Below are 22726 nucleotides of genomic sequence, written 5' to 3' on the forward strand. Positions count from 1 at the left end.
CCTGTGTCATATGCTCGGGACGCACAGGCATCATTGGTCAGGCGCCAAGTGTGTCACCCTGCCTGCGAACAGTCACGGTGTATACATTATATATGGGGGGTTTCGGCCAAAACACAACGTTTCGCACAAATCTGTGCGCCATCCATGTTTGAAAAACGCGGGATAAAATGCGGCGGATTTCAAAGGAGGGCTGGCTCAATGATGTTCGGGGCGGTCCGGATCTGCATCGCGTGTCAGGGCAATATCGAGATCAACCGGTTTGATGGAAAGAATTCGATCAACCATCATGCCGTTATGTTTGTATTTCAGATGCAAGTCGGTCGACACCCTGCGATAGGCCGTAATCGAAACACCTTCGATCAATTCTTCGGTGGTATCGACGACATAGCTTCCCGGTGGAAACAGATCGCTATGTCCGCGCAAGTGAAACGGATGAGCAAAGGTCACGGTTTTGTGCGTCATCCTGCTGTGCTGCATGGCACCAGCCCTTTATGAAGCGGGAAACGGGCGTTTCCTGCATGTTCATGATTTTCGGTAAGTTCGGCCAGAAAAGGCGATGGCGGAGGATAACCTCCGCCAACACGGTATCAGTCATTCGCGCCTTGATGCGCGGTCGGTTTGGTTTCGGCAGGGGAATTTTCGGACTTTGGCTTTGCAGCAGGGGCCGACGCGCTATCTGACGATTTTGCATCCGGCTTCGAGCCCGCTTTTCCCTGGCTTGTCGAAAAACTGCGAAATGACATGATGTGATCTTTCTATTTGCCGGCGCAAAGCGCGCCCGCTAATGGGGAAGTGGTGCGCGTGCGGGCAAATAGCAAACATGCCAAACGGCCGGTAACGGGTCATCTGGCGCAATCGTGCGGGAAAGGCTTGCTTATTTCGGATAAAATATATTTTGTCTTCACTGGCAAAGTTCGGGGCCGGGGTTCAGACCCCGCGCAAATTGCCCCACACATGCACATGCCATTGCGGCAGCACGCGCATATCAAACCATTTGCGCCTTGCCACTTCATCGACCAGCCAGCGATACCGTTCGGTCAGGCCATCGATATCAACACCGTCTGCGCCATCCGGATGCGGTTCGGCAGGTGTGGTATTGACTGGCTGCAAACAGACCGGAATGCCAATGTGAAGGTTCCTCACATAATCGGCAAACATCAGGTCGGCGGCATCGCGCACCGGGAATTTCAAGGTAATGGCCGGACCATTCAGAATGCCGTTGGATTGGGCTGCTTCGATACAGGCAGAAAGCGCATCCTTATCAAAACTGGTCGAGGAGCTTGGTGGTTTTGGGCTGATCGTCAGGAAATTGAGGTCTGCAAACCAGTCCTTGGCGATGCTGCCCTGGGTTTCAATCGCAAAGGTAAAACCTTCGTCCTTGCCCATGGCGATCAGGTCGCCCAACGGCTGGATCGCCGGGTTGCCACCCGAAAGCGTAATCAGGATCGGCTTGCCACCGGAAAGCTTTTTAACTTCGTCCAGAACCTCGGCAGCCGACATCGGTTTCCAGTCCGCCCGAAAGGCCGGATCAACCGCATAAAGCGTGTCGCACCACGAACAGCGGAAATCACAGCCGCCGGTGCGGACAAACACCGTCGGCATGCCAATCAGCGCACCTTCGCCCTGCACGGTCGGGCCAAAGATTTCCGAAATGCGGATTTTACCGCGCGCATCGTGAAGGTCGGCAAGGTTTGGATCGTGCACCGTCATGGACGATATTCCGCCCAGGTTTTTGGCGTTTCGGATACGCGCACCGCCGATACTTCCGGCCAGCGGTCATGTGCCCATTCATAAAAGAACAGCGCAAGCCGTTCGGCGGTCGGGTGATCGTGACCAAGAACCTCATTGAGATGACGGTGATCAAACTCGTCATCAATCAGGCGTTTGAGCGGGCCCAATTCGCGGTAATCACGGACAAAACCACGTTGATCAAGGGCGGCACCCTTAAGCTCCACCTCGACAATATAGTTATGGCCATGCAGGCGCGCGCACGGGTGATCTTCTTCAAGGCCGTTTAGCTGGTGGCTTGCGGAAAAGGCAAATTGTTTGGTGATGGTGAACATCGGTTTTCTTTCGGTGTCGTCTTGACTTGCTGAAGGGTGCGCTTGGCTCGGGGTTCTCGCCTTCGCGGGAATGACGATACGCGTTTGGCAATACAACAGCCAAACGTCATGCCCGCGCAGGCGGGCATCCATACAGCAAGGCAGTTATAAGGAGTTACTCAGCGGCGTCGTTTTCGCCTTTGGCAAACTTGCGCGCCATATGGTCGGCACGGGCCTGTTTCCAGTAATCGCGATCGACATAAACGGTCGGATCCTTGACGCGCGCCAGTTCAAGCGCCTCGCGCCGCTCGACACAGGTGCCGCACCGTCCGCAATGGGTTTCCCCGCCCTTGTAACATGACCATGTCAGATCGACCGGCACACCAAGACGTCCTGCCTCAAGCGCGATATCGGCCTTGGAGACATTAACAAAAGGCGTATACAGCCTGACGTCCTTGACGCCTTCAAGGGCGTGGTCCTGCATGGTCTGGAACGATTTGATGAAATCGGGACGGCAATCAGGATAGATGAAATGATCCCCGCCATGCACAGCCGCGGCAACCGCATCGGCCCCGGCACTGGCCGCCGCCCCAAAGGCCACAGCGAGCATGATCGCATTGCGGTTCGGCACCACGGTGATGCGCATGGTTTCTTCGGCGTAATGGCCATCGGGCACATCGATATCATCACTGGTCAGCGACGATCCGGTCAAAAGCGCACCGACCGGGGTCAGGTCAACGATGTGATGTTTGACGCCAAGATTACGCGCCGCACGGGCGGCGAAATCGAGTTCCTTCTTATGGCGCTGGCCATAATCAAACGAAATCAGGGAATGGAGCTTGTGCTCGGTCGCGACCTTATAGGCCAGCGTGACGGAATCCAGCCCGCCAGAGCAGACGACAATCGTCTTCATAGTAATCAGTCTTTCGTGTTTTTAACCTGGTGCTACGACAGGGGAAGGATCATCCTTCCAAGGGGGCGGGGTTTGCCATGCCGGTTACCAAAACGCAAGCACAAATCCACGCATGCGGCCATGCGTGAGGCGCAGGAATGCTTGGGTTTTACACGAAATCAGCGATCAGACGGGGTGGCCGGATCAGGCGCGCTTTGCGCTAAGTACATGAAAACAAATCGGGACCTGAAAATGGCCGTCTTCGATATAGGGGGCCAATGTTTCAAACATCGCGGCATTGATCGCGCCGACTTCCATGTCCGATGATTTGCGCAGGACATTGCCAAACAGCATATCCATTTGCGGTTTCCAGAACGGGGCGTTTTCGGGAATACGGCCAGCCGGGCTGTGGGTTGTCGCTTCAATCCCGGTAAAGCCTGCTTTCTCAAAGCGCATCATGGATTGATCGGCATCGCCAAAGCAGAACGGGTCGAGCCCGGCGGCATCAAACCCGATGCCAAGGATGTTGCCAAGAACCGCGTCCATGGCGGCAAACAGCGGATTATCCACCAATGGCGCCCAGACCATAAACACCGCCTTGCCACCCGGGCGCAGAACGCGGAATGCCTCGCGAAGCGCCTTGTCAGGATCCTCGCAAAACATCACGCCGAAACGGCACGACACCACGTCAAAGCTCTGATCCTCGAACGGCAGTTTTTCCATGTTGGCCGGAACGGCCTTGATGTTGGAAATTTCTTCTTCGGCGACGCGTTCCATCAGCGCATCGCACATATCAGAAACGATATCGGATGCGGTTACATGCCCCGCAATTCCAGGGATGTTAGCGCTATCATCCGTGCCGCCGCCCAAGGCACGGGCAAAGGAAAAGGCCGGTTCGCCAACCCCGGATGCCAGATCAAGCACCTCAAGCGGCGCGCCATCGCGCAAAGCCGCAAGCCCCGGAAGGTCAGCGGCCTCAATCATGTGGCGGTTGATCTTTTCGGCCGCCGGTGCCAGGCGTTCGGCCCAGGTGATCCAGTCGGTCGAGAGGTTTTGCCAGGTTTGGGATGATTTGTCGGCGGCGGTGTCGGATGTGTTGTCGGATGTCGGGGTGGTCATGGTCGATATGTTTCCCTTTGCGTTCCGCAAAGACCATAGACTTAAACCCCATGCGGTTTAAAGGATGTTTTGCAGCGCAATGAGGGTCAGAAGCCCCGCGCGGGGGCGCGGGGCTTCCTACACTCGCTGAGAGGTGGCTCTTCAACCTGCCAGCAAGCGTATCAGGTTCTGGCGCATTTCACTGACGCGGGCCAACATCGCGACACTTGATTTGATCAGGATTTGTTTCGACGCGTAGTTGGTCAATTCCATCGCAACGTCGAGATCAAGCAGGCTTGAGCGCGCCTCCTTGACGTTTTCAAGCGTCGAGGCAAGGCTTTCGCTGGCAGCATCCAGACGGTTCTGGTTGGTGCCGATACTGGCCCGTGCCCGTTGCAGATCATCGATCGCGCGCGTCACGGCCTCGATGGCACTTTGGGCCTTGGCGGATGTGGCAAGCGCATTGCTGCCCAGCTCATCAAGGCTTGTCTCCGTGCCGTTTTTGCCCGTGCCAAGGGCGGCACCATCAACCGCGGTTGTCGGAATCGAAAGCTGCGCACCGCCGGTATTGCCGCCGCCAAGCTGGAAATAGATCTTGTCGGGCAGTTTGTTGCCCTGATCTTCAAGAACCGAGAAGACCGGGCTGGCGCCAAAAATCTGTGCTGTGGTCGATCCATCGGCCCCGGCACCATCGGAGCCCTGGGCCAGGGCGTTGGTGATGGTGGTTGCGATATTGAAGTTCAGGTTCACTTTCACACCGACATCCCCGAAATCGAGTGTCTGTGTTTGACCGGCATTAAGCGCCTTGCTGCCGCCGGACGCATAATCGGTGATATCGATGCTTTGGGCCCGGTGCGGGCTGGTGCCATCGATTTCGGATATGGCACTCAGCAGAATGCGATCCCCGGTCTTGAGCACATCGAAGCGAAGCTGATTATCCGCCGATCCGTTGTCGTTGGCATCACGCGCCCAGTAATTGTCATCGGTGATGGTGAAATTTGAAAAGCCGTTGGCAACCGAAAGAACCTCGGCAGAGCCGCCAGCCTGCAAATCCGAATAATCAAGGGACACATCACTGCCATCACCCAGCAACTGGATGCCGTTGAAATTGGTTGCGGCCGCAATGCGATTGATCTCGGTGCGCAGGGCGACGAATTCGTCATTGAGAAACCCGCGTTCCGTGTCTGACAGGTTTTCCGATGCGGCCTGAACGGCCAGTGTGTTCATGCGCACCAGCACATCGTCGATGGTGGCTATGGCCCCATCGGCAATTTGCAGCATGGAATTGCCCTGACCGATATTGACAATCCCCGATGTCAAAGCAGAGGCCGTCGAGTTCAGCCGCGACCCGATGGCCATCGAAGCGGCATCATCGCGGGCAGAGACTACACGTTTCCCCGATGACAGCTTGGCAAGCGATCTGTTCGCGGCCTCCTCGGCACGCGCCAGGTTGCGGTGCGCCAGATTGGCCGCGTGGTCGGATATGATATTTAACGCCATAACGCAGTTCCTACCTGAACAAGCAAAGATAAAGGGTGGCGGCGTGGACGACCTCCTCCTGAGATCGGCTGAAGGCAATGTTAATTAGATAAAACTTAAATGGCAATATCTAATATTAGAATCTTCTTAATAGTAACTATCTGAAAAATATACGAAATATAACATCCTACGCGAAAGAGGGGGGTCTCATACGGATGGAAATCAGCTGTTTTGCGGCTGTTAACTCGAACCCGCAATATCGCCCGCCCTCACAGGCATTTTCGCTCCACGTCGAAAGGGGACGTAACGCATCAAGGTGCCCGATGGAGCAAGAAACACAAGAAGGCCTGAACATCTGGCGGTTGGCGGGTTCATCCATATTGGCCGGATTGACCTGTGTGCTTTATTTCGGGTTTGTGATTACGCTTTTTGCCGGATTTACTGCCGATATTCAGCGCGATTCCCTGTTGCGCGAACTCGGTGTGTCATCGCCTGGCATGTTGGAGCGACTGGTCTTGCAGGCCTTTCACGAGGCCGCCTTGCGCGAAGAGGCCGGCACTTTGCGCGATGATATGCGCGCGATTGATACCAGATCCCTTGAAGAGACCCGGAATGGATTGGCCTTGCGCAAGGATGCGATTGCCGCATGGTGGGACGCGTTTGGCAGCTATTCACAGCTTGGCGCAACCGTTGCCAGCAATCGCGATGCATTTGACCCCGAATTCGCAGGCGCGTTCTTGAGCGCGCTCAATGCGGCGCATCAATTCGTGACAAGTCAACAAACCGCCATGCCAACCGACGGGCTGTTTGATCCGCCAACCGGCATGGTCGGCGGCGGCGGTACAACCCTTGGTCGCGCCGGATCGCCAATGCTTGATGTTCCGTTCGGGGAAAGCGATGCGGACAGGAAACGTCGCGCAGACGGCATTGAAATCATGACCCGGCTTCACGCCCTGCTTGATCACCCGAAATTCACCGACAAAGCCCCGGAAGCCCTGATGGATCGCGCCGGCCAGCAAGTTGATGCCATCCGAAGTTCAATGATCCGGTTTGACGAGAAAAACGCCCGCGCCCAGATCGAATGGGCCAATATCCGCGCAGAAAACCAGCACGCCGCAAAGCTCAGGACGAGCTTGCAAAATGAGCTGGTCGAGATCGAGACAGAGATCAGGCGTCAGGACGAAGAGTTTGGCGAGGATACGGTGTCGCTGGTCGCCCTGTTTCAACACCCCGTAGGCCATATGCTGTCCTACTTGATCCAGTTGCCCACCATCATGCTGACCTTGTTGGTCACAGTTGCGGCGGGCGGATTGGGCGCAGTGGTTGCGTTTACCAGACAGAATTTCGGTCAGCCGCCAACGCCCCAAACGCCGCCCCAAATGCCGCCAAAAACACCGCCCGGTGAAAATGCCACGGATCACAACGCCGCAGATCACAGTGCCATGGATCAAACCGCGCCGGAGGCAGTGCCAGCGCCGCAGGCTGAAACACTGCCGCGGCTTCAGGGATGGGCACAGCTTGGCAAAAGCCTGAAACCCGCCGCAAGATTGCTCGTCATGACGGGTGAGGGGATCGCCGCCGCCATGGCCATCTTCCTGTGCACAGAGGCAGGGGTGCTGATGGTCAGCCAGGGCGGACCCGACGGATCAGGGCAAATCGATATCAGCCCGTTTCTCGTGACCTTCATGGCTTTTGTGTCGGGTTTCATGGCCGAAGACGCCTTTGCCCGTATTCAAGCTGCGGGGCAAAAGCTGTTTCGGGTTGCTGATGATCATGAGGCTGGTTATGGGCGGGGCCGCGCCTAAGTGTTGTGTTAGGGGATGCTAAACTTGTCGAGCGACGGCTTTGATGTTTTTTTGGTTGTGTCGCAATTTGTCTGTTTTTAATTAGATCGTTACCAAGTGAGGTCATCATGATAATTAGTTGTCGAATACGACACAACGTTGACTGCGTACCAACCAATATAATTGTCTTTGATGTGGGAAAATGTGTATAGGTTTCGTCGAGCGGAAACGTCTTTGCAGATGTATGCCGATGGGGGGCGTGGCTTGGTCAATCGTAATCCGTTCAGACAGGTTTGATCTCAGGGGTTAATTAGTAGTGAAAAACGTAGTCTCGCTCTTTACTGGATGCGGCGGATCTGATGCTGGCGTGGTCAAGGCAGGCTTTAATGTCGTCTTTGCGAATGATGTTTTGCCGTATGCTAAGCAGTTTTATGAAGCAAATCATCCGGAAACTGAATATCACTTGGGAGATGTCAGCAAGGTTAAACACTTTCCTGAGGCTGATTTGTTGGTTGGCTGTTATCCATGTCAAGGGTTCAGCCAAGGTGGTGTCCGAAAAGCTGATAGAAAAATTAACTTTCTCTACAGAGAGTTTGATAGAGCCTTAAGAAGAATAAAACCTAAGGCTTTCATTGTGGAAAATGTGTCTGGGATGCAGCGCAGTGATTTGCGACATCTTTTGCAAAACCAGATTGTTAGATTTAGATCCGCCGGCTATCGTGTGACATGGCAAAAGCTTGACGCAAAAGACTACGGTGTGCCTCAAGATCGTGTCAGACTTTTTATAGTTGGTATTAGATCAGATTTTGACCTTCGCTACGAGTTTCCAAAGCCGACACATGGTAGTTCCGGCGGGACGCCCTACCGATCAATTCGGGATGCGATTGGGCACTTGCCTGAGTGGCCTGAGGGAGAGTTTAATGCTGAGCCGTTTCATTGGTATTATCTCTCTCGAAATCGTTACCGAGGTTGGGACGAGTGTAGCAAGACAGTTGTTGCAAGTAGTCGGCACGTTGGGCTTCACCCAAGTAGTCCGCGTTTGCGGAAAATAGAGGTAGACAAGTGGGTGTTCGTTAACGACGCTAGGGCTCGGCGGTTCTCATTTCGGGAATGCGCGTTACTTCAGGGGTTTGACCCGCGCATTGATTTCCCTGATACTGGTAGCCTGACTGAGAAATACAAAGTGGTCGGTAATGCTGTTCCTCCACCCCTCTTTGAGGCGGTTGCGAGTAATCTTCCCAATATTTGGTAATTGAAATGGTTGAGCAAAAACTTTTGCCCGTCACGGATTTGCGGCTTGATCCGAACAACCCGCGATTGCCTAGCTATGTGGACACTAGTGACGAAGAGCAAATATTTGAATTTCTTGCAAAATCGTCTGCAATTGACGAACTGGTGTCGGCGATTGGCACCAATGATTACTTTGCTTCCGAGCCTTTAATCGGGGTTGTAGAGGACGATGAAGTAGTAATTGTCGAAGGTAACCGACGTCTCACCGCCTTAAAAATTCTGGGCGGCGACGTGTTTGAGGGGATGCCGAAGAAATTGCAGAGCATTGTCGATGATGCGGCTTTCCACCCAGAAAGTGTACCTGTTGACCTCTACCCTGCGCGTGTAGACGTACTAACATATCTGGGAAACAAGCATATCGCCGGGGTGAAACCTTGGGGAGCCCTTGCCAAGGCAAGATATGTCAAACAGCTATTCGAGAACTTTGGTGGGGTAGGCGGGTATCAGGATCGAGTAAAACGGGTTGCGAGATCGATCGGTAGTCGCTCAGACTTCATTGCAAGGTCATTGAAGGCACTTGAGGCTTACGAAGTAGCGGAGGAGCAAGAGTTTTTCGGTCTCGACGGGGTTGATGAAACGAGCGTGAAGTTTTCACTTCTTTCTACAGCTCTCGACTACGAAGGTGTCCAAGATTTCGTCTACGAAGACGCAGATGTGCCGTTCGACGAAAGAACTTTAATTCAAGAAAATCTCAGAAAACTCTTCGACTGGATGTTTGCAAAAGGAGCAAACGGAAAGACGAGGCTTGGCGAAAGTCGCAATTTGAGTAAGTTGTCTCAGGTGGTTGCATCTCAGCCAGCTTTAACCGCATTTGAACGTGGGTTTACGCTCGAACAAGCTTATAAGACAACCGACGGTATTGATCGAGAGTTTGATCGACTGACAGCGGCAGTGCTAAGTGGGCTCCGCGAGGCAAACTCAATTGTTGCGGACGTACAAGTGACACAAGATCGTATCGTCGATGCGGACTCAATTCGTAAGCAAGCGCGGCAACTTAATAATCACTTCAAAGATGATGATTGATTTCGGTAGAGTTCACAGAAATAGACCGCACCTATTCGCTGATGCAGTAGAAATTATGTGTGTTTTCGGTGAAATTGGATATGTCTCCAAAGTTGATGCGTTGACTTTGGGTGAGACCTCCATTCGTCCTGCCGACGAGCTGCTTGATCTTGACGAGGAGGATTTGGATGAAGATGAATTTCCAGATGATTTACCTTCTGCTGGAATAGTTGAGAAACTTCAAGCGGAAGTGGATGACTGTTTCGAGCAGCTAGAATACCGTGCAGCATGCTTAGGAGATTGCTATCCGTTCGTTGTTGATGGCGAGAACCTTAGTTTGAAAGCGGAAATCTCTTCTGAGCAGTTCCTTTACATTTTTCTATTATCTGCTTCCAGAACCCGCACATTTAAGGGAAGTAAGGGTTTAACTCAAAAAATTGCGAGTCAATTTGAAGAGGTATGTAAAGGGGCTCTTGCTGGTTTGATGCCTCCGAGCTCAGAAATTGTTGCCTTTGGCTCTGGATCAGTTGATCGTAGAGAGCGATTTGGCACTGACTTGCACGAGGCTGTTGAAAACTTAGCTTCCTTCATGGGTATGGGGTTAGTTGCCGGATGGAACGAAGGAGAGTCCAAACAAGGTGACGGCGGCATAGATTTGGTTGGCGTACAGCGATTGGACGAAACGGAGGGCGGTTGGAACGTATACATTGGCCAGTGCGCAGCGCAAGAAGATGAGCACTCTTGGGAAAAAAAGCGATCTGAAGCCGATATTGATTATTACAGGTCATGGTTTGTGCCAAAGGTCAAGTCCGTACCTGTTATGTTTGTGCCTGTATGTTTTAGAACTTCTTCTGGTCGCTGGGTCAATGCGCGCTTCACAGATAACGTAATATTTATGGATCGTGTACGTATTATCGGACAACTATCGGATAGAAATTACGCAGGTGAACAGTTGATTAGTTTTTTGAGAGACGAATTCTCAGACCATACCGTTTTCAACAGCGCATAGTCACCAGAAACCGGTTTCTGTAAAGCTGAACGAGATGTTTGGAGGGTTAGCCGTTGGTGCCGTAGCGCGGCGCGTTGCGCTGGGCATTGCTGCCAGCTTCGGCGTAGGCTTGGCTTGCCTGTGCGGTCTGGGTGACCTGCGATTGCAGAACCTGTTCATCGCGTTCCGGCGTTGCGGCCTCGGCGGCTTCTTCTGACGCGCTGCTGTTAAACAGCTCGGTCAGGCGCTGCTCAATGCTTTGCAGGCCTTCATTAAGGCGTTCTTCGGTCTCGTTGATATTGCCGTTGATTTCGTCATTCAGCGCGCCCAATCCATCAAGGATGGCGCGGGCATCTTCAAGACCGGCTTGAATGCCACGGCTTGCCTGATCAAAGATCTCGCGTGCTTCGGCCTCGGAACTTGCATTCGATGCAATCAGATCGCCAACGCGGGCGAGAATGCGGTCAGCAACGCCTTCGGGCGTGTAATCGTCGGGATTAACACCCTGGATCGACAGGCCGGTGGATTGCAGGCTTTCATTGATCGCGGCAACGATATTGTCCGCCGACAGCCGGTTTGCCGATTCAGAAGACAGCGAAACAGACGTCGCAGCGGCAAAGGCGGATGTGCCATTATTGTTGCCAGCTTTTTCAGAATCGCCTTGGCCCGGCAAATAGGATTGTGCCGAACGCGCAGACGCGCCGGATTGTTGGGATGACAGACCACCAATGGTGATATCCATAAACGTCCTCCCTGGACGGAATGCGTTAAGCGCGGTGCTGACAATCAGCACTTTTCCAAGCAAACCTGCGCTGCAATTACGCATGCAGCTGACCGCTTGATAAAATTCAAACTTCAATATGGCATGGAAAGGCGGAAAAATCCAGTCCTCATGTACAGGCAGGGTTGATGCAGCTGCAAGGGTGGTTTGCGTTTTGCGTCGTCTTTGACTGCCGGTGAATGTTTGTGGAAATCGACCGATTTTCGCCAGAAATCTCGTTATCTGATGTTGCACGTCGATCAAAGCGCGCTTATGAACACTGCTTAAGAATATTTTGGAACCCGATCCGGGGGTGGCGCGCCGTTTGGGCAGCGCCGGACGCCAGGGTCGGGGTTTGACAGGCAGGAGATGATTGAGCGTGGCGAACTATCAGGAAAGTGCGCGGGAATTTGAAAAGCGCTGGCAGGCATATTGGCGTGAAAACGATACCTATCGTACGCCAAATCCCGGCGATGCCGATTTCGACGCAAGCAAGAAGAAAAGCGTCATCCTGGACATGTTCCCCTATCCAAGCGGGGTTGGCCTGCATATCGGCCATCCGCTGGGCTATATCGCGACCGACGTCAAGGCACGGTTCGAGCGCATGCGCGGCAAAAACGTTCTGCATTCCATGGGCTTTGATGCCTTTGGTCTGCCGGCAGAACAGTTCGCCATCCAGACCGGCCAGCATCCGCGCATTACGACCGAAGCCAATATCGAAAACATGCTGCGTCAGCTTGAGGTTATCGGCCTGGGCCATGACCCGCATCGTCGTTTCGCCACGACCGATATCGACTATTACAAATGGACGCAGTGGATCTTCCTGCAGCTGTTTAACAGCTTCTATGACCCGACTGTCGAATGGAAAGGCCCGCAGGGGCAGGTGATTACTGGCCGTGCGCGCCCGATTGCCGAGCTGCGCCCGTTGCTTGAATCTGGTGCGTGGTTGCTTGATGAAGATGGTGTGCCACAGCCGAAATCCGTGATTGGCGAAGGAACCAAAGCCGAAGGCAAAGAGATTGATCGTGCGATTGATCGCGGGCGTCTGGCCTATGTCGATGAGGTTCCGGTCAACTGGTGCCCGATGCTGGGCACGGTTCTGTCGAACGAGGAAGTCACCAACGAAGGCAAGTCCGAACGGGGTGATTACCCGGTCTATAAACGTCCGCTGAAACAGTGGATGTTGCGCATTACCGACTATGCCGATCGTCTGGTGGCAGACCTTGAAGGGCTTGATTGGCCAAATGGCGTGGTCGAGATGCAAAAGGGCTGGATTGGTCGTTCTGTCGGGGCGCGGGTGAACTTCCCGGTCAAAACCGTGGACGGTACGGACGACAAGATTGCCGTTTATACCACCCGTCCGGACACGATCTTTGGCGCGACCTATATGGTTCTGGCACCTGAGCATCCGCTGGTTGATAAACTTTGCGCCGCCGATAAAAAGGCCGATGTTGCGGCCTATCGCGCCGAAGCGTCCGAGCTTAAGGCCGTGTCGGCCAAGGACGATGCCGAACGCGAAAAGACCGGCGTGTTTATTGGCGCGCATGCGACCAACCCGGTCACCGGTGAAGAAATCCCGGTCTGGATTGCCGACTATGTCCTGATGGGCTATGGCACCGGTGCGATCATGGCGGTTCCGGCTGGCGATCAGCGCGACTTTGAATTTGCCCATAAATTCGATCTGCCGATCAAGGCAACCACCAAGCCGTCCGAGGCGTGGCTCAAGGAAAACGCCCCGGCAGATGCGGCGGATGCAGATACTGCAACGCTTTTGGCGCGCTATGAGGCAGAGCCGGGCGCATTCAAAATTGCCCAGACTGAAGTTGGCGAGACGATCAATTCCGCCAATGACGAGGTTTCAATCAACGGACTTTCCACCCCGGATGCCAAGGCCAAGATCATCGAATGGATGGAAGCCAAGGGCATTGGTCGCGGTCGTGTGCAGTACAAGCTGCGTGACTGGCTGTTCTCGCGTCAGCGGTATTGGGGGGAGCCGTTCCCGGTTCTGTTCGATAAGGAAACCGATCAGGTTCACGGCATTGCCGAGGCGGCCTTGCCTGTTGTCCTGCCGGAAATGACCGATTTCAAACCGAAATCAAACGAAGACCCGAATTCCGAGCCGGAGCCGCCGTTGGCACGCGCCAAGGACTGGATGGAAGTGACCGGGATTGTCCTTTCTGATGGGTCGGTTTTGCCGGTGGATGCCGCGGTTGGCACCAAACACACCCATGATGGGGCGGAATATGAAGTGCGCGCGTTCAAACGCGATGCCAACTCCATGCCGAACTGGGCGGGGTCTTGCTGGTATTACCTGCGCTATTTCGATGCCAAGAATGATGCGAAATTTGCATCAGATGATGCCGCGGCCTATTGGGCGAACAGCACGGATGCGGGTGGCAACGCCCTTCCGGGGGCGGTTGACCTTTATGTCGGCGGGGCGGAGCATGCGGTGCTGCATTTGCTCTACTCGCGTTTCTGGCACAAGGTTCTGTTTGATCTTGGTTACGTCGCAACGCCCGAGCCGTTCCAGAAGCTGTTTAACCAGGGCATGATTACGGCCGATGCCTATACCGATGCGCGCGGTGTTTATGTCGACATCCATGATGTTGAAATGCGCGATGTCGATGGCAAGAAGGTGCCGTTCAACGCCAAAACCGACGAGCAGCTGATTACCGTGCCGGGCAAAATGGGCAAACGTTATAAAAACGGTATCCCGCCCGAGGAAATCTGCGATCAGTACACCATCGATACGTTCAGAACGTACGAGATGTATATGGGGCCGCTTGACAGCTCCAAACCGTGGCAGTCGGATGCGATTGTCGGCATGATGCGGTTCCTGTCCAACGTCTGGAAAGTCACGACCCAGATGGAGCGGACCGATAGTGTGGATGGCAAGATCGAGACGCTTCTGCACAAGACAATTGCCAAGGTGACTGGCGATATTGCCGACCTGCGTTTGAATACCGCAATTGCGGCATTGATCGAACTTACCAATGCGCTGACCAAGCAGAATGCGGTGCATGATGATCATGCCAAGGCCTTGGCATTGATGGTCGCCCCGTTTGCCCCGCATCTGGGCGAGGAGCTGATGAGCCGGATGGCAGCGGACGAGTTCGGTGCCAAGAAATCGGTGATCAAGTTCGACTGGCCGGAATTTGATGCCGAAAAGGCCAAGGATGACGAGTTCGAAGTGCCGGTTCAGGTCAATGGCAAGAAGCGTGGTTCGGTCATGGTGGCAGCCGATGCCGATCAGGCAACGGTCGAGGCGCTGGCCAAGGCCGATGAAAACGTTGCCCGCCATCTTGAGGGCAAGGAGATCGTCAAGGTGATCTATGTTGCCAAGCCGACGCCGAAACTGGTCAATATCGTGGTGAAGGGCTAAGCCCAGACCGCGAGGATGGATTTTACGAGAAGGGCATGTTGCTTCGGCAGCGTGCCCTTTTTTCGTCGCGGGTTAGCGGTCTGCAAAGATGGCCTTGGGATCGCAATCGCTGATGATTGCGGAGGATGGCAATTCGCGTTCAATGATCTCCTGATCTGGCAGGAGGCTTGCGCGGCCAAACAGTTTTGCCAGGCTCCCGTCGCACAGCATTTCGTAGATCGCCTTGTTAAAGGCCTTGCGGTTTTCAATACCGGCAAGATCGGCCTTGAACAGGATCAGGACATTTTCGCTGGTGACCGGATCCTCGGTGACAGAGATGGTGTCTTCAAGGCCAAGCAGCTTTCGGACATGGTTGCCCGAAAAACGTTCGATGATGGCGGCATCGAGGCGGTTGCTGGCAATCATGCGCAACAAAAACGCATCGTCGGGCACGCGCTCAAGGTTGAGTTCCTGACGATCTAGAATGTAGTCAGGGTAATGATAAGCGGCCAGCCCAACGCGCGTGCCATCAAGGTCTTCGAGCTTGGTGACATTGCCATGACCAAATTGATTAGTGCTGTAAAAAATCAGATTTTCGCGGCGATAAAACGGGACAGAGGCCAGCGAGACCGGAATTTCAGAAAGCGACGGATATGCGCCCAGCGCATCATATTTACCGCTTATGAAGTCCTGTACCGCGCGCCGTACCGGCAGAATGTCAATTACGACGTCAGTGTCCGACCGCCTTGCTATTTCCGCATACATATCAATGAAAACACCGTGATCCTTGCTTTCTGCCATCAACGGAATATAGGGAAAAACCACCCGGATTGGTGACGTTGATGGTCTCGCCAGTGCATGACTGGTGATCAGAAGCAGACAGCCAAAGGCGAGGAAGACAAAGCGCATCAAAATAAGGTCGCAAGTTGCAGAGCATGAGAAGAAACTAGATCACGTTCCGGGAGACGGCACAAGGGCGCTCTCTTTTGCCGCAAAGCGCTTAGCAATTGACGGGGCATGGTCGGCTGGCTACAAATCGGCGACCAGATTATTTGCAAGGTTTTACCAATGAGCCACGGGCGCAAGATTTCAGTTATCGGTTTGGGCTATGTCGGATTGCCGGTGGCGGTTGCATTTGGCACATCATGTGGTCGCACTGTTGCCTTTGATATCAATCAGGCGCGCATCGCCCAGCTTAAAGCGGGACATGACGCGACGGGCGAAGTCGATGACCATGAACTTGCCGCAGCCGATCTTTTGTTGACCGCGGACGCCAAGGATCTCGCGCAAGCCGATTTCCATATCGTAACCGTGCCGACACCGATCGACAGTTCCAACCGTCCGGATCTGTCGCCGCTGCGCTCTGCTTCGAAAACCGTTGGCGCCATCCTTAAAAAGGGCGACATTGTTGTTTACGAAAGCACGGTTTATCCGGGGGCGACCGAAGAAGAATGTGTGCCGATCCTCGAAGAACTTTCGGGCCTGAAATCGGGCACCGACTTCACGGTCGGCTATTCTCCGGAACGTATTAACCCGGGTGATCGCGAACACCGCTTTACGACCATTACCAAGGTTGTATCAGGCCAGGATCAGGCAACGCTTGATATCGTCGCCGATGTTTATGGCAGTGTGGTGACCGCTGGAATTCACAAGGCGCCGACGATCAAGGCGGCCGAGGCGGCGAAAGTGATTGAAAACACCCAGCGTGATTTGAACATCGCACTGATGAACGAGCTTTCACTGATCTTTGACCGGGCTGGTATCGATACCCGCGACGTGCTTGAAGCTGCAGGCACCAAATGGAATTTCCTGAAGTTCACCCCGGGTCTTGTCGGTGGGCATTGCATCGGTGTTGACCCCTATTACCTGACCCATAAATCCGAAGAGCTCGGCTATTATCCGCAAGTGGTTTTGGCCGGTCGCCGGGTTAATGATGGTATGGGCGATGTGGTGGCCAACAAGGTTATCCGGGCACTACTGCGTGAAGGGGCAACCAAGAACCCGACTGTCACGGTACTTGGTCTGACCTTTAAGGAAGACGTCCCTGATATTCGCAATACGCGTGTGATCGATATCGTTCGGTCACTCGAAGAGGCCGGGGTCACTGTGCAGGTCCATGACGTGCATGCGGATGCTGGCGAAGTGGCACACGAATTTGATGGCTTGAAGCTTTGCTCGGACAATTGCTTGGAACCCGCCGATGCGGTCGTTCTGGCCGTGTCGCACAAGGAGTATGTGGCTAAGGGCTGGCCGCTTGTCAGCAGCTTGCTTAAAGATGGCAAGGGTTTTGTTGCTGATGTACGTGCGGTTTTGCCGCGTAATGCTGTGCCGACCGGCATCGACCTGTGGCGTCTCTAGGCTTCCGCTCCTATTCGTCCTGATAAAGATCAAGCTCGCGCTGCAGTTTTTTCGTCAAACCCTTGGCGACGATGCGGTGCGAGCTTTTTAAATGGTCCTTCAAGTCATCATCGCTCAAGCCCGGCGCATCATAGTGTTGTATCCACTTCATGCCGCGCGATGCCAGATAGGGCGCAGGACGCAGGCCAGGCATATCTTTCAAGACCTCATAGCCGATTTCGGATGTCTTGAATGTGACACCCAATGTCTCTTTTGTGGCCCAGCCACCAATGGCGAACACCTTGCCGCCGACCTTCCAGACATCCGCGTCCCCCCACTGAACAACGTGGGTTGTCTGTGGCAGGGATTTGCAAAAGGCGTTGAATTCGTCCCGATCCATTCTGGCCATCCTGTTCATGCGTTTGCCGTCGGTGTTGATGGTACGCAATCGCCCACGGCACGTCAGTGATTTTCGATAGTGCTGTGAACCAGTTGGCGCAGTTTTTCGGCAAACCTGTCTTGGCGGAAGTTCTGTCGGCACATCTGATAGGCGGCATCGCGCATTGTGGTTGTTTTCTCCGGTGAACGGATTGCTGCGCTGATCGCATTTGCCAGTTCTTCAGGGTCTTGTGGCGGACAAAGCTGACCGGTTTCACCGTCCCGGACAAACTCGGGCAGGGTTGCGATGTCGCTGGTGATCACTGGCACATTGGCCGCCATGGCTTCGAGCACCACAAGTGGTTGGGCTTCGTTGGGATAGTGGCTGGGAAAGATGAAGAGGTCGGAGTTTTCAAAGGCTCCCTGCCGTTCAGGATCGGAAACCGGCCCCAAATATGACGCTGCCGTATGCATCTGATATTTTTCAAGTAATGTGGCGAGCTCGGCTTTGCTGATGTCGCCTTCGGCCCCGGCAATCGTCAAATGGCAAGCGACATCTTGGGCGTGCAGGATCTCACAGGCAGCAAGCAGGGTTTCGATGCCTTTGGCCTGAAACAGATTGGACAGCCATAAAAGCCGGATCGGATCATGGGGCACCCATTGTTTGGTGGCTGGGCCGACGAAGGCACTATCATCCAGGCAGTTGGCGATGATGGCAGACTTGCAATCAAGGCCTTCTATTTCGGCGCGTAAGCTCTCGCCGAGCAGGATGACGGTTTGCCCTTTAAAAACCGTCTTCTGAAGCAAGTCAGACCATTTTGATCTTCGCGTTTCGGGAAGACGGCGACCGTGCAGGTGCAGGATTGTGGGCACTCGCAGGAGCTTGGCCAAAAGCACATAAATGCAGTCGCGATAATAGGCGAAACCATTTGGTGCAAAGCAGATATAAAGCGCCTTGGCGCTTGGCAATGCAAAGATCAGGCGCAGCAGTAACCAAACTGCCAACCCGATCTTGCGCAGCGAAAATTGATTTACGTCGGACAATGTCCGGGCAAAGCGCATTTCAATGACATGCAAATCAAAGTCTTTCGCCAAGGCCGTAATGGCAAACTGGTTCATTTGGGCCGCCCCGTGCATGGGCGGTGGCAACTGAACCATGGCGATGATTTTCGGGCGGTTGGTCATCGAACGTCCCTTGCCGAAAACAATTGCAAGTCGCGAAGTTTGGCAGCTGCGAGCCAGATCGAACAAGGCAGGTCAGGTCGATAACGCGCAAGAACGGAAGCACGTGTTTTCTGATAAAGCGCGTTCGGTATCCTTGCGAAATGGCGGGTGCCCGCATCAAGGGTACGTTCGATCAGGCGCCTGTTAAGTCGACTGATGCGGGCCTTGGTAACACAGCAGGCGCGCAGATAAAAATCCAGATCAATGCAGCAGGGTAAATCCGTCGCATAACCACCCGCACGCGCCCAGACAGAGCGATGCATGACAAGTGACGAATGATGTAGTGGATTACTGAAACAAAGCCGTGCGGCTGAAAAGTGCTGGACGGCTGCCATAGTCGGTCGCCACGGATCGGACATGGCGCGCGCGAAGACAAGTTGATTGTGGTTATTGCAAAGCACATCAACTTGCCGATCCAGTCGACTGGCCAAGGAAATGTCATCGATATCTTGAATGGCAATCAGATCGGTCGGGCTGTTCTCAATCGCGAGGTTAAGTGCAGCACCGCGTCCAATTTTGCCGGGATAAAGGACGATCAGTCTCGGTTCGTTGTGCCAGTCTGATGGCGTTGCAAGGGGCGCGGTTGAACCGTCATCGACAATAAACGCATGATCACGGGGACCGAGTATCTGGCGCAGATTGCCGAAATAGCGATCCATATGGGCGTCGCCATCGCGCACGGTCGTGATGATGGTGATCGGCTCACGCATCAGAATCTCCCCATGAGATGGCTAGAGTGACGTTATGCCCTTGCCCTGTCTTCGCACTGATCCTTGTTGCCGGACCAGCAGCGCTGAATGTTGCTTGTGGGATCATGTGAAGCGGGGCGCTTGCGATCAGCTTTATTCCGAGTTCTGGACAGATGATGGTGTTTTTCGCGATCTGGGTCAGGCCGATGTTGCCATCAATCAGAATTCGGAACAGTTCGACTTCGTTAGCTGCGCAGTCGGGAATCTGATCAGAGACAATAACACGCGCGTTTTGAAACTCGATCGTTCGATGACCAACAATACCTGCAAGCTCGAAACTTACATCAATCTTGTTCTCAGATATCTGGCGGGTCTGAAGAAAGCGGGCAAATTCGGTCTCGCCAATCGCGGGAAGCGGCTGTGAGGCTTGGTCATTAAGGCTGGGCGCATCCTGTTCTCCGCCGGTTGGTGGCAGGAAGATGCGGGCAGGTTTTCCTTGGTCCGAAACAATGACGGGGGCGCCGGAGACATCAAAATTCTGTCTGCCACAAAGCGTCATTTGCGCGTGATAGTAGGAGGATGAAAACTGCGCGATGGTGTTTCGGGCGATAGTTGCCGAAGCAGGTGAACGGATCCGTTTTGGCACTGGCAGTTGTGAGGCCTTCAGCAGCCAATAACCTGCAAAGGCAAGGTAATCATCGTGGCGGTTATAGCTGTACCATCCCGGTGTTTGTGGAATTTCGGGGCCGGGGTTTTCGGGCAAGGGCGCAGGGGCGAGCAGGTTGAGCGGCAGTTCACCTGCCGTGAGAACAGCATCTTCCAGCCGATGCAGGATTGCCTCTGCTTCGTCGCGGTATCCGGTTTTTAGCAACACATAAAGCGCGCAGGCCGCGCCAAAACTTTGCCCAGCACCACGTCCGAGCAGATTGACAAATCCATGGGTCCCAGCAAGTTGTGCCAGCATTTCAGTGGCCCGGTTGGCAATACGTTTATGGCGTTTATGGGGACTGTCAGACAGAAGAGCTGCGCAAAAGGCGTGGTACTGCGTGGAGAAGCAGGCTGGTCGGTCCATGAAAACTGGTGCGCGGCAATAGCGAAACGAGATGAAGGTGAAATGGACGAGGTTGAGGAGCTTTGCGGTTAGTCCAGCATTTCGTTTCTGCCGATTGATCAGCTCAAGTATTTGCCAGTTCGCGACATCGGGACGTTGCGGTTTCGCACCCCGAAGGATGTCGGTGATGGCTTCCGATGACAGGCCCGGCGTATCCAGCAACGCATATTCGATGAATTCGCGGTGGTAGGTTTTATCGCGCGGCTCTGATTTCAGGGCATGACGGGCGCGGGCAATATTTGAACCAAATTGAACGGGATCAATCCGCGTCCAGAGATTTACGGCAAAGGCCTTGGCGTAAAAGTCCGGCTGTTCAAAATGCCCAGTCGTCAGTTGACGTGTTGCGAGATCGTCTGCAATCCGCTTGGCTAGATTGAGGCAGCGTAAGCGAAGCATGTCCTGGCTCACTGAAAGTGACATGTCACCTCCATCGACAACGACTGCCCCGCTTTGAGGCGATTAAGCGGCACAGCCTGAATTTCAGGGCAGTGACGGCCCATGCGTTCGCGCAAGCGCCAGATCAGCCTTTTGAGAGGTGGCATACGCCAGAGCAAAGCTGAAAACCAACCGGGTGCCGATAGCGTGAAAAATCGGTTTGCCCAGCGCAACCAGACTTGATCAACCGGATCACTTGGCAGCAGGCGGGCATGAATGATCCAGTGATCCTCGCGATCGCGCAGATACATGTATGGATCAAACCGGCCCGCCCCGTCCGCGTGATCCAAACTCACGGAAATGGTTGCGCCATCCTGCCCGATCAGCGCGACCTTGTTGGTTGGATAAAGGCGGTATTTGTCGCCGTTGGTGTGGTGAACTGTTTTGTTTGCGATCCGCCCGTGCTTGATGGCGGTTTTGTCAAATACCAGCCGGATGACGGCATCTTGCAGCAGGATATCGTCCAGTGCCTGAATGCGTAGCTTAAGCCCGATTGTGTTTGGGGTGGGCTTGCGGGTTTCGTACGTGGTACATATTCGCCCGCCAGAAAGGTGCCAGATATCACCGATCTGTCTGGCGTTTCGCGGTTGGTCGGTGAGTGTCACAAAGGAATGCTGGTCCGAGCATTCCAGTCCCCACGGACCAAAGGTGATGTCACCATACTGGCCTTTTATCAGCTTATTGTGGGTGATGGTGGTGGTCAGTTGCCTCATGCCATGACCTGCCGTCTTGTTGCGACTTTTTGGCAGGCCAGCAGGATCAGAACCAGATAGGCCAAGCGGAGTTCGATCAGCATCATGATGTCGGGTGCGAGGTCGCGGGGCGGTATGGCCGATGCCGAGATGATCATCAGTGCAAGGCATCCCCAACCCAGCCATTTTACCGCTGATATTTCCTGCAAGATCAGGATCTGTCGGGCGATGAATGCCATCAATACCGGCCAGGCTGCACCGATTTGAAGGATCGTGATCAGATCATCAGACGGGCTGGCAAAGAATAGATCGGCCAATTTGTCTGGCAGGAACAACAGCAGGCCCGCGATCAATACCATCGGTGCCAAAAGCCAGATGTCACGTATTTGGCCCACCTCGTTTTTGGCAAACAGGGTTGAGGCAATGGCTGCAATCAGGCCGGCGCAAAACAGGAAAACGCGTTGCGCCAGAAACAGTGGATCATTGTCTGTGCCCAACAGGACAAAGTCGAGGTTTGGCAGAAACCCGGCGAGCAGGGTAAAGCCGACAAGGCCGAATACGCTGGACTTGGGGGCAGGCTCGGCGTTGGTGGAATGACATGGCGACTGTTCAAATGCAAATGCTATTGCGAGGGCAAGGCTTGTCAGAGAAACCGCAGGCACAATGAGGTAAAGCGCCAAATCTGATTGGCTGAGCGAAGCCCAAACCGCCACCACTATCCCGCATCCCTGACCAATAACCGCAATCATACCGAGCCGTGAAAACCGGGTTTTGGCCGCAATCATCCAGTCGGGCGAAAGGGCGGCGGCAATCGGGATCAGGATTAGTGGCCAATATTGCGCAAGCGGAACGCTGTTTGTCGTGACGATCAGGATCGAGGTGAACCCTGCAATCAGGAACCTTGTGGAGACAACATGCATGGCCTGTCCGAAGGCTGCATTTTGTGCCAGTCGCACCAGAAGTGGACCACTGCCAGCCTGCGTCGCGGTAACCGCAAGACCGACCATGGCGAGCAATTGGAAATAGGCGCCAAGATCGGCCTCTGAATAGGCGTGACCGATCAGAACAAGGATTGCCATACCGCCCAGCCGCGCAATCATATTGGCGCCGATCATCCACACTGGATATAGCCGAGAACCCGCTGATTTTAGGAGGGCTGACCAT

At 54.2% G+C, this 22726-nt stretch carries 20 protein-coding genes; 6 read left to right on the forward strand and 14 right to left on the reverse strand.

All coding sequences use genetic code 11. The features are described from left to right. Positions 1-195: 195 nt before the first annotated feature. The 6 genes from B2T33_RS01370 to B2T33_RS01395 all read right to left on the reverse strand — a co-directional run bounded on the left by B2T33_RS01370 (position 196) and on the right by B2T33_RS01395 (position 5532). Positions 196-462 (reverse strand): hypothetical protein, encoded by a 267-nt coding sequence (locus B2T33_RS01370; RefSeq protein WP_008890299.1) that lies wholly within the window; start codon positions 460-462, stop codon positions 196-198. 465 nt (positions 463-927) lie between these two features. Continuing rightward, positions 928-1710, reverse strand: coding sequence for a 7-carboxy-7-deazaguanine synthase QueE (gene queE, locus B2T33_RS01375; RefSeq protein WP_286790969.1), 783 nt, complete (start codon positions 1708-1710; stop codon positions 928-930). After that, positions 1707-2063, reverse strand: coding sequence for a 6-carboxytetrahydropterin synthase QueD (gene queD, locus B2T33_RS01380; protein ID WP_286790970.1), 357 nt, complete (start codon positions 2061-2063; stop codon positions 1707-1709). The genes queE and queD overlap by 4 nt, the downstream gene beginning before the upstream one ends. 154 nt (positions 2064-2217) lie before the next feature. Next, positions 2218-2955, reverse strand: a complete 738-nt coding sequence (queC, locus tag B2T33_RS01385; protein ID WP_286790971.1) for a 7-cyano-7-deazaguanine synthase QueC — start codon at positions 2953-2955, stop codon at positions 2218-2220. Between the two features lie 183 nt (positions 2956-3138). After that, positions 3139-4053 carry a class I SAM-dependent methyltransferase gene (locus B2T33_RS01390; RefSeq protein WP_286790972.1) on the reverse strand — a complete coding sequence of 305 codons (915 nt, stop codon included), beginning with the start codon at positions 4051-4053 and terminating at the stop codon, positions 3139-3141. Between the two features lie 141 nt (positions 4054-4194). Continuing rightward, positions 4195-5532 (reverse strand): flagellin, encoded by a 1338-nt coding sequence (locus B2T33_RS01395; RefSeq protein ID WP_286790973.1) that lies wholly within the window; start codon positions 5530-5532, stop codon positions 4195-4197. 302 nt (positions 5533-5834) lie between these two features. On the opposite strand from B2T33_RS01395, the gene B2T33_RS01400 reads away from it, so the two are divergent. The 4 genes from B2T33_RS01400 (at position 5835) to B2T33_RS01415 (ending at position 10596) form a co-directional block, all read left to right on the forward strand. After that, a complete protein-coding gene (locus B2T33_RS01400; RefSeq protein ID WP_286790974.1) occupies positions 5835-7316 on the forward strand; it encodes a hypothetical protein in 1482 nt (493 codons plus the stop codon). 295 nt (positions 7317-7611) lie between these two features. Further along, a complete protein-coding gene (locus B2T33_RS01405) occupies positions 7612-8547 on the forward strand; it encodes a DNA cytosine methyltransferase (protein WP_286790975.1) in 936 nt (311 codons plus the stop codon). Positions 8548-8552: 5 nt separating this feature from the next. After that, positions 8553-9608 carry a hypothetical protein gene (locus B2T33_RS01410; RefSeq protein WP_286790976.1) on the forward strand — a complete coding sequence of 352 codons (1056 nt, stop codon included), beginning with the start codon at positions 8553-8555 and terminating at the stop codon, positions 9606-9608. After that, positions 9598-10596, forward strand: a complete 999-nt coding sequence (locus B2T33_RS01415) for a hypothetical protein (RefSeq protein ID WP_286790977.1) — start codon at positions 9598-9600, stop codon at positions 10594-10596. The genes B2T33_RS01410 and B2T33_RS01415 overlap by 11 nt, the downstream gene beginning before the upstream one ends. 46 nt (positions 10597-10642) lie before the next feature. Here B2T33_RS01415 and B2T33_RS01420 read toward each other — a convergent pair whose 3' ends face one another. Beyond that, positions 10643-11317 carry a DUF5610 domain-containing protein gene (locus B2T33_RS01420; RefSeq protein WP_286790978.1) on the reverse strand — a complete coding sequence of 225 codons (675 nt, stop codon included), beginning with the start codon at positions 11315-11317 and terminating at the stop codon, positions 10643-10645. A 397-nt stretch (positions 11318-11714) separates the two neighbouring features. Here B2T33_RS01420 and B2T33_RS01425 point away from each other — a divergent pair, with 397 nt between their 5' ends. Then, positions 11715-14717, forward strand: coding sequence for a leucine--tRNA ligase (locus B2T33_RS01425; protein ID WP_286790979.1), 3003 nt, complete (start codon positions 11715-11717; stop codon positions 14715-14717). Positions 14718-14789: 72 nt separating this feature from the next. Here B2T33_RS01425 and B2T33_RS01430 read toward each other — a convergent pair whose 3' ends face one another. Then, a complete protein-coding gene (locus B2T33_RS01430; RefSeq protein WP_197146953.1) occupies positions 14790-15605 on the reverse strand; it encodes a substrate-binding periplasmic protein in 816 nt (271 codons plus the stop codon). 159 nt (positions 15606-15764) lie between these two features. Between B2T33_RS01430 and B2T33_RS01435 the strand changes: the two genes are divergently transcribed. Next, positions 15765-17054 (forward strand): nucleotide sugar dehydrogenase, encoded by a 1290-nt coding sequence (locus B2T33_RS01435; protein ID WP_197146954.1) that lies wholly within the window; start codon positions 15765-15767, stop codon positions 17052-17054. Positions 17055-17064: 10 nt separating this feature from the next. Here B2T33_RS01435 and B2T33_RS01440 read toward each other — a convergent pair whose 3' ends face one another. From B2T33_RS01440 to B2T33_RS01465, 6 genes are all read right to left on the reverse strand, one after another. Continuing rightward, positions 17065-17433 carry an MmcQ/YjbR family DNA-binding protein gene (locus B2T33_RS01440; RefSeq protein ID WP_120226580.1) on the reverse strand — a complete coding sequence of 123 codons (369 nt, stop codon included), beginning with the start codon at positions 17431-17433 and terminating at the stop codon, positions 17065-17067. A 62-nt stretch (positions 17434-17495) separates the two neighbouring features. After that, positions 17496-18308 carry a glycosyltransferase family 4 protein gene (locus B2T33_RS01445; protein ID WP_286790980.1) on the reverse strand — a complete coding sequence of 271 codons (813 nt, stop codon included), beginning with the start codon at positions 18306-18308 and terminating at the stop codon, positions 17496-17498. Positions 18309-18592: 284 nt separating this feature from the next. After that, positions 18593-19345 (reverse strand): glycosyltransferase family 2 protein, encoded by a 753-nt coding sequence (locus B2T33_RS01450; RefSeq protein ID WP_197146956.1) that lies wholly within the window; start codon positions 19343-19345, stop codon positions 18593-18595. Then, positions 19338-20855 (reverse strand): hypothetical protein, encoded by a 1518-nt coding sequence (locus B2T33_RS01455; protein ID WP_197146957.1) that lies wholly within the window; start codon positions 20853-20855, stop codon positions 19338-19340. The genes B2T33_RS01450 and B2T33_RS01455 overlap by 8 nt, the downstream gene beginning before the upstream one ends. Beyond that, entirely contained in the window at positions 20840-21583 is a 744-nt protein-coding gene (locus tag B2T33_RS01460; RefSeq protein ID WP_197146958.1) for a hypothetical protein, read from the reverse strand. Before B2T33_RS01460 ends, B2T33_RS01455 begins: the two co-directional genes overlap by 16 nt. Beyond that, complete coding sequence (locus B2T33_RS01465) at positions 21580-22683, reverse strand: hypothetical protein (RefSeq protein WP_197146959.1); 1104 nt, start codon at positions 22681-22683, stop codon at positions 21580-21582. The genes B2T33_RS01460 and B2T33_RS01465 overlap by 4 nt, the downstream gene beginning before the upstream one ends. Positions 22684-22726 lie beyond the last annotated feature (43 nt).

The organism is Thalassospira sp. UBA4513 (assembly GCF_002388495.1).
GTDB classification, from domain to species: Bacteria; Pseudomonadota; Alphaproteobacteria; order Rhodospirillales; family Thalassospiraceae; genus Thalassospira; species Thalassospira tepidiphila.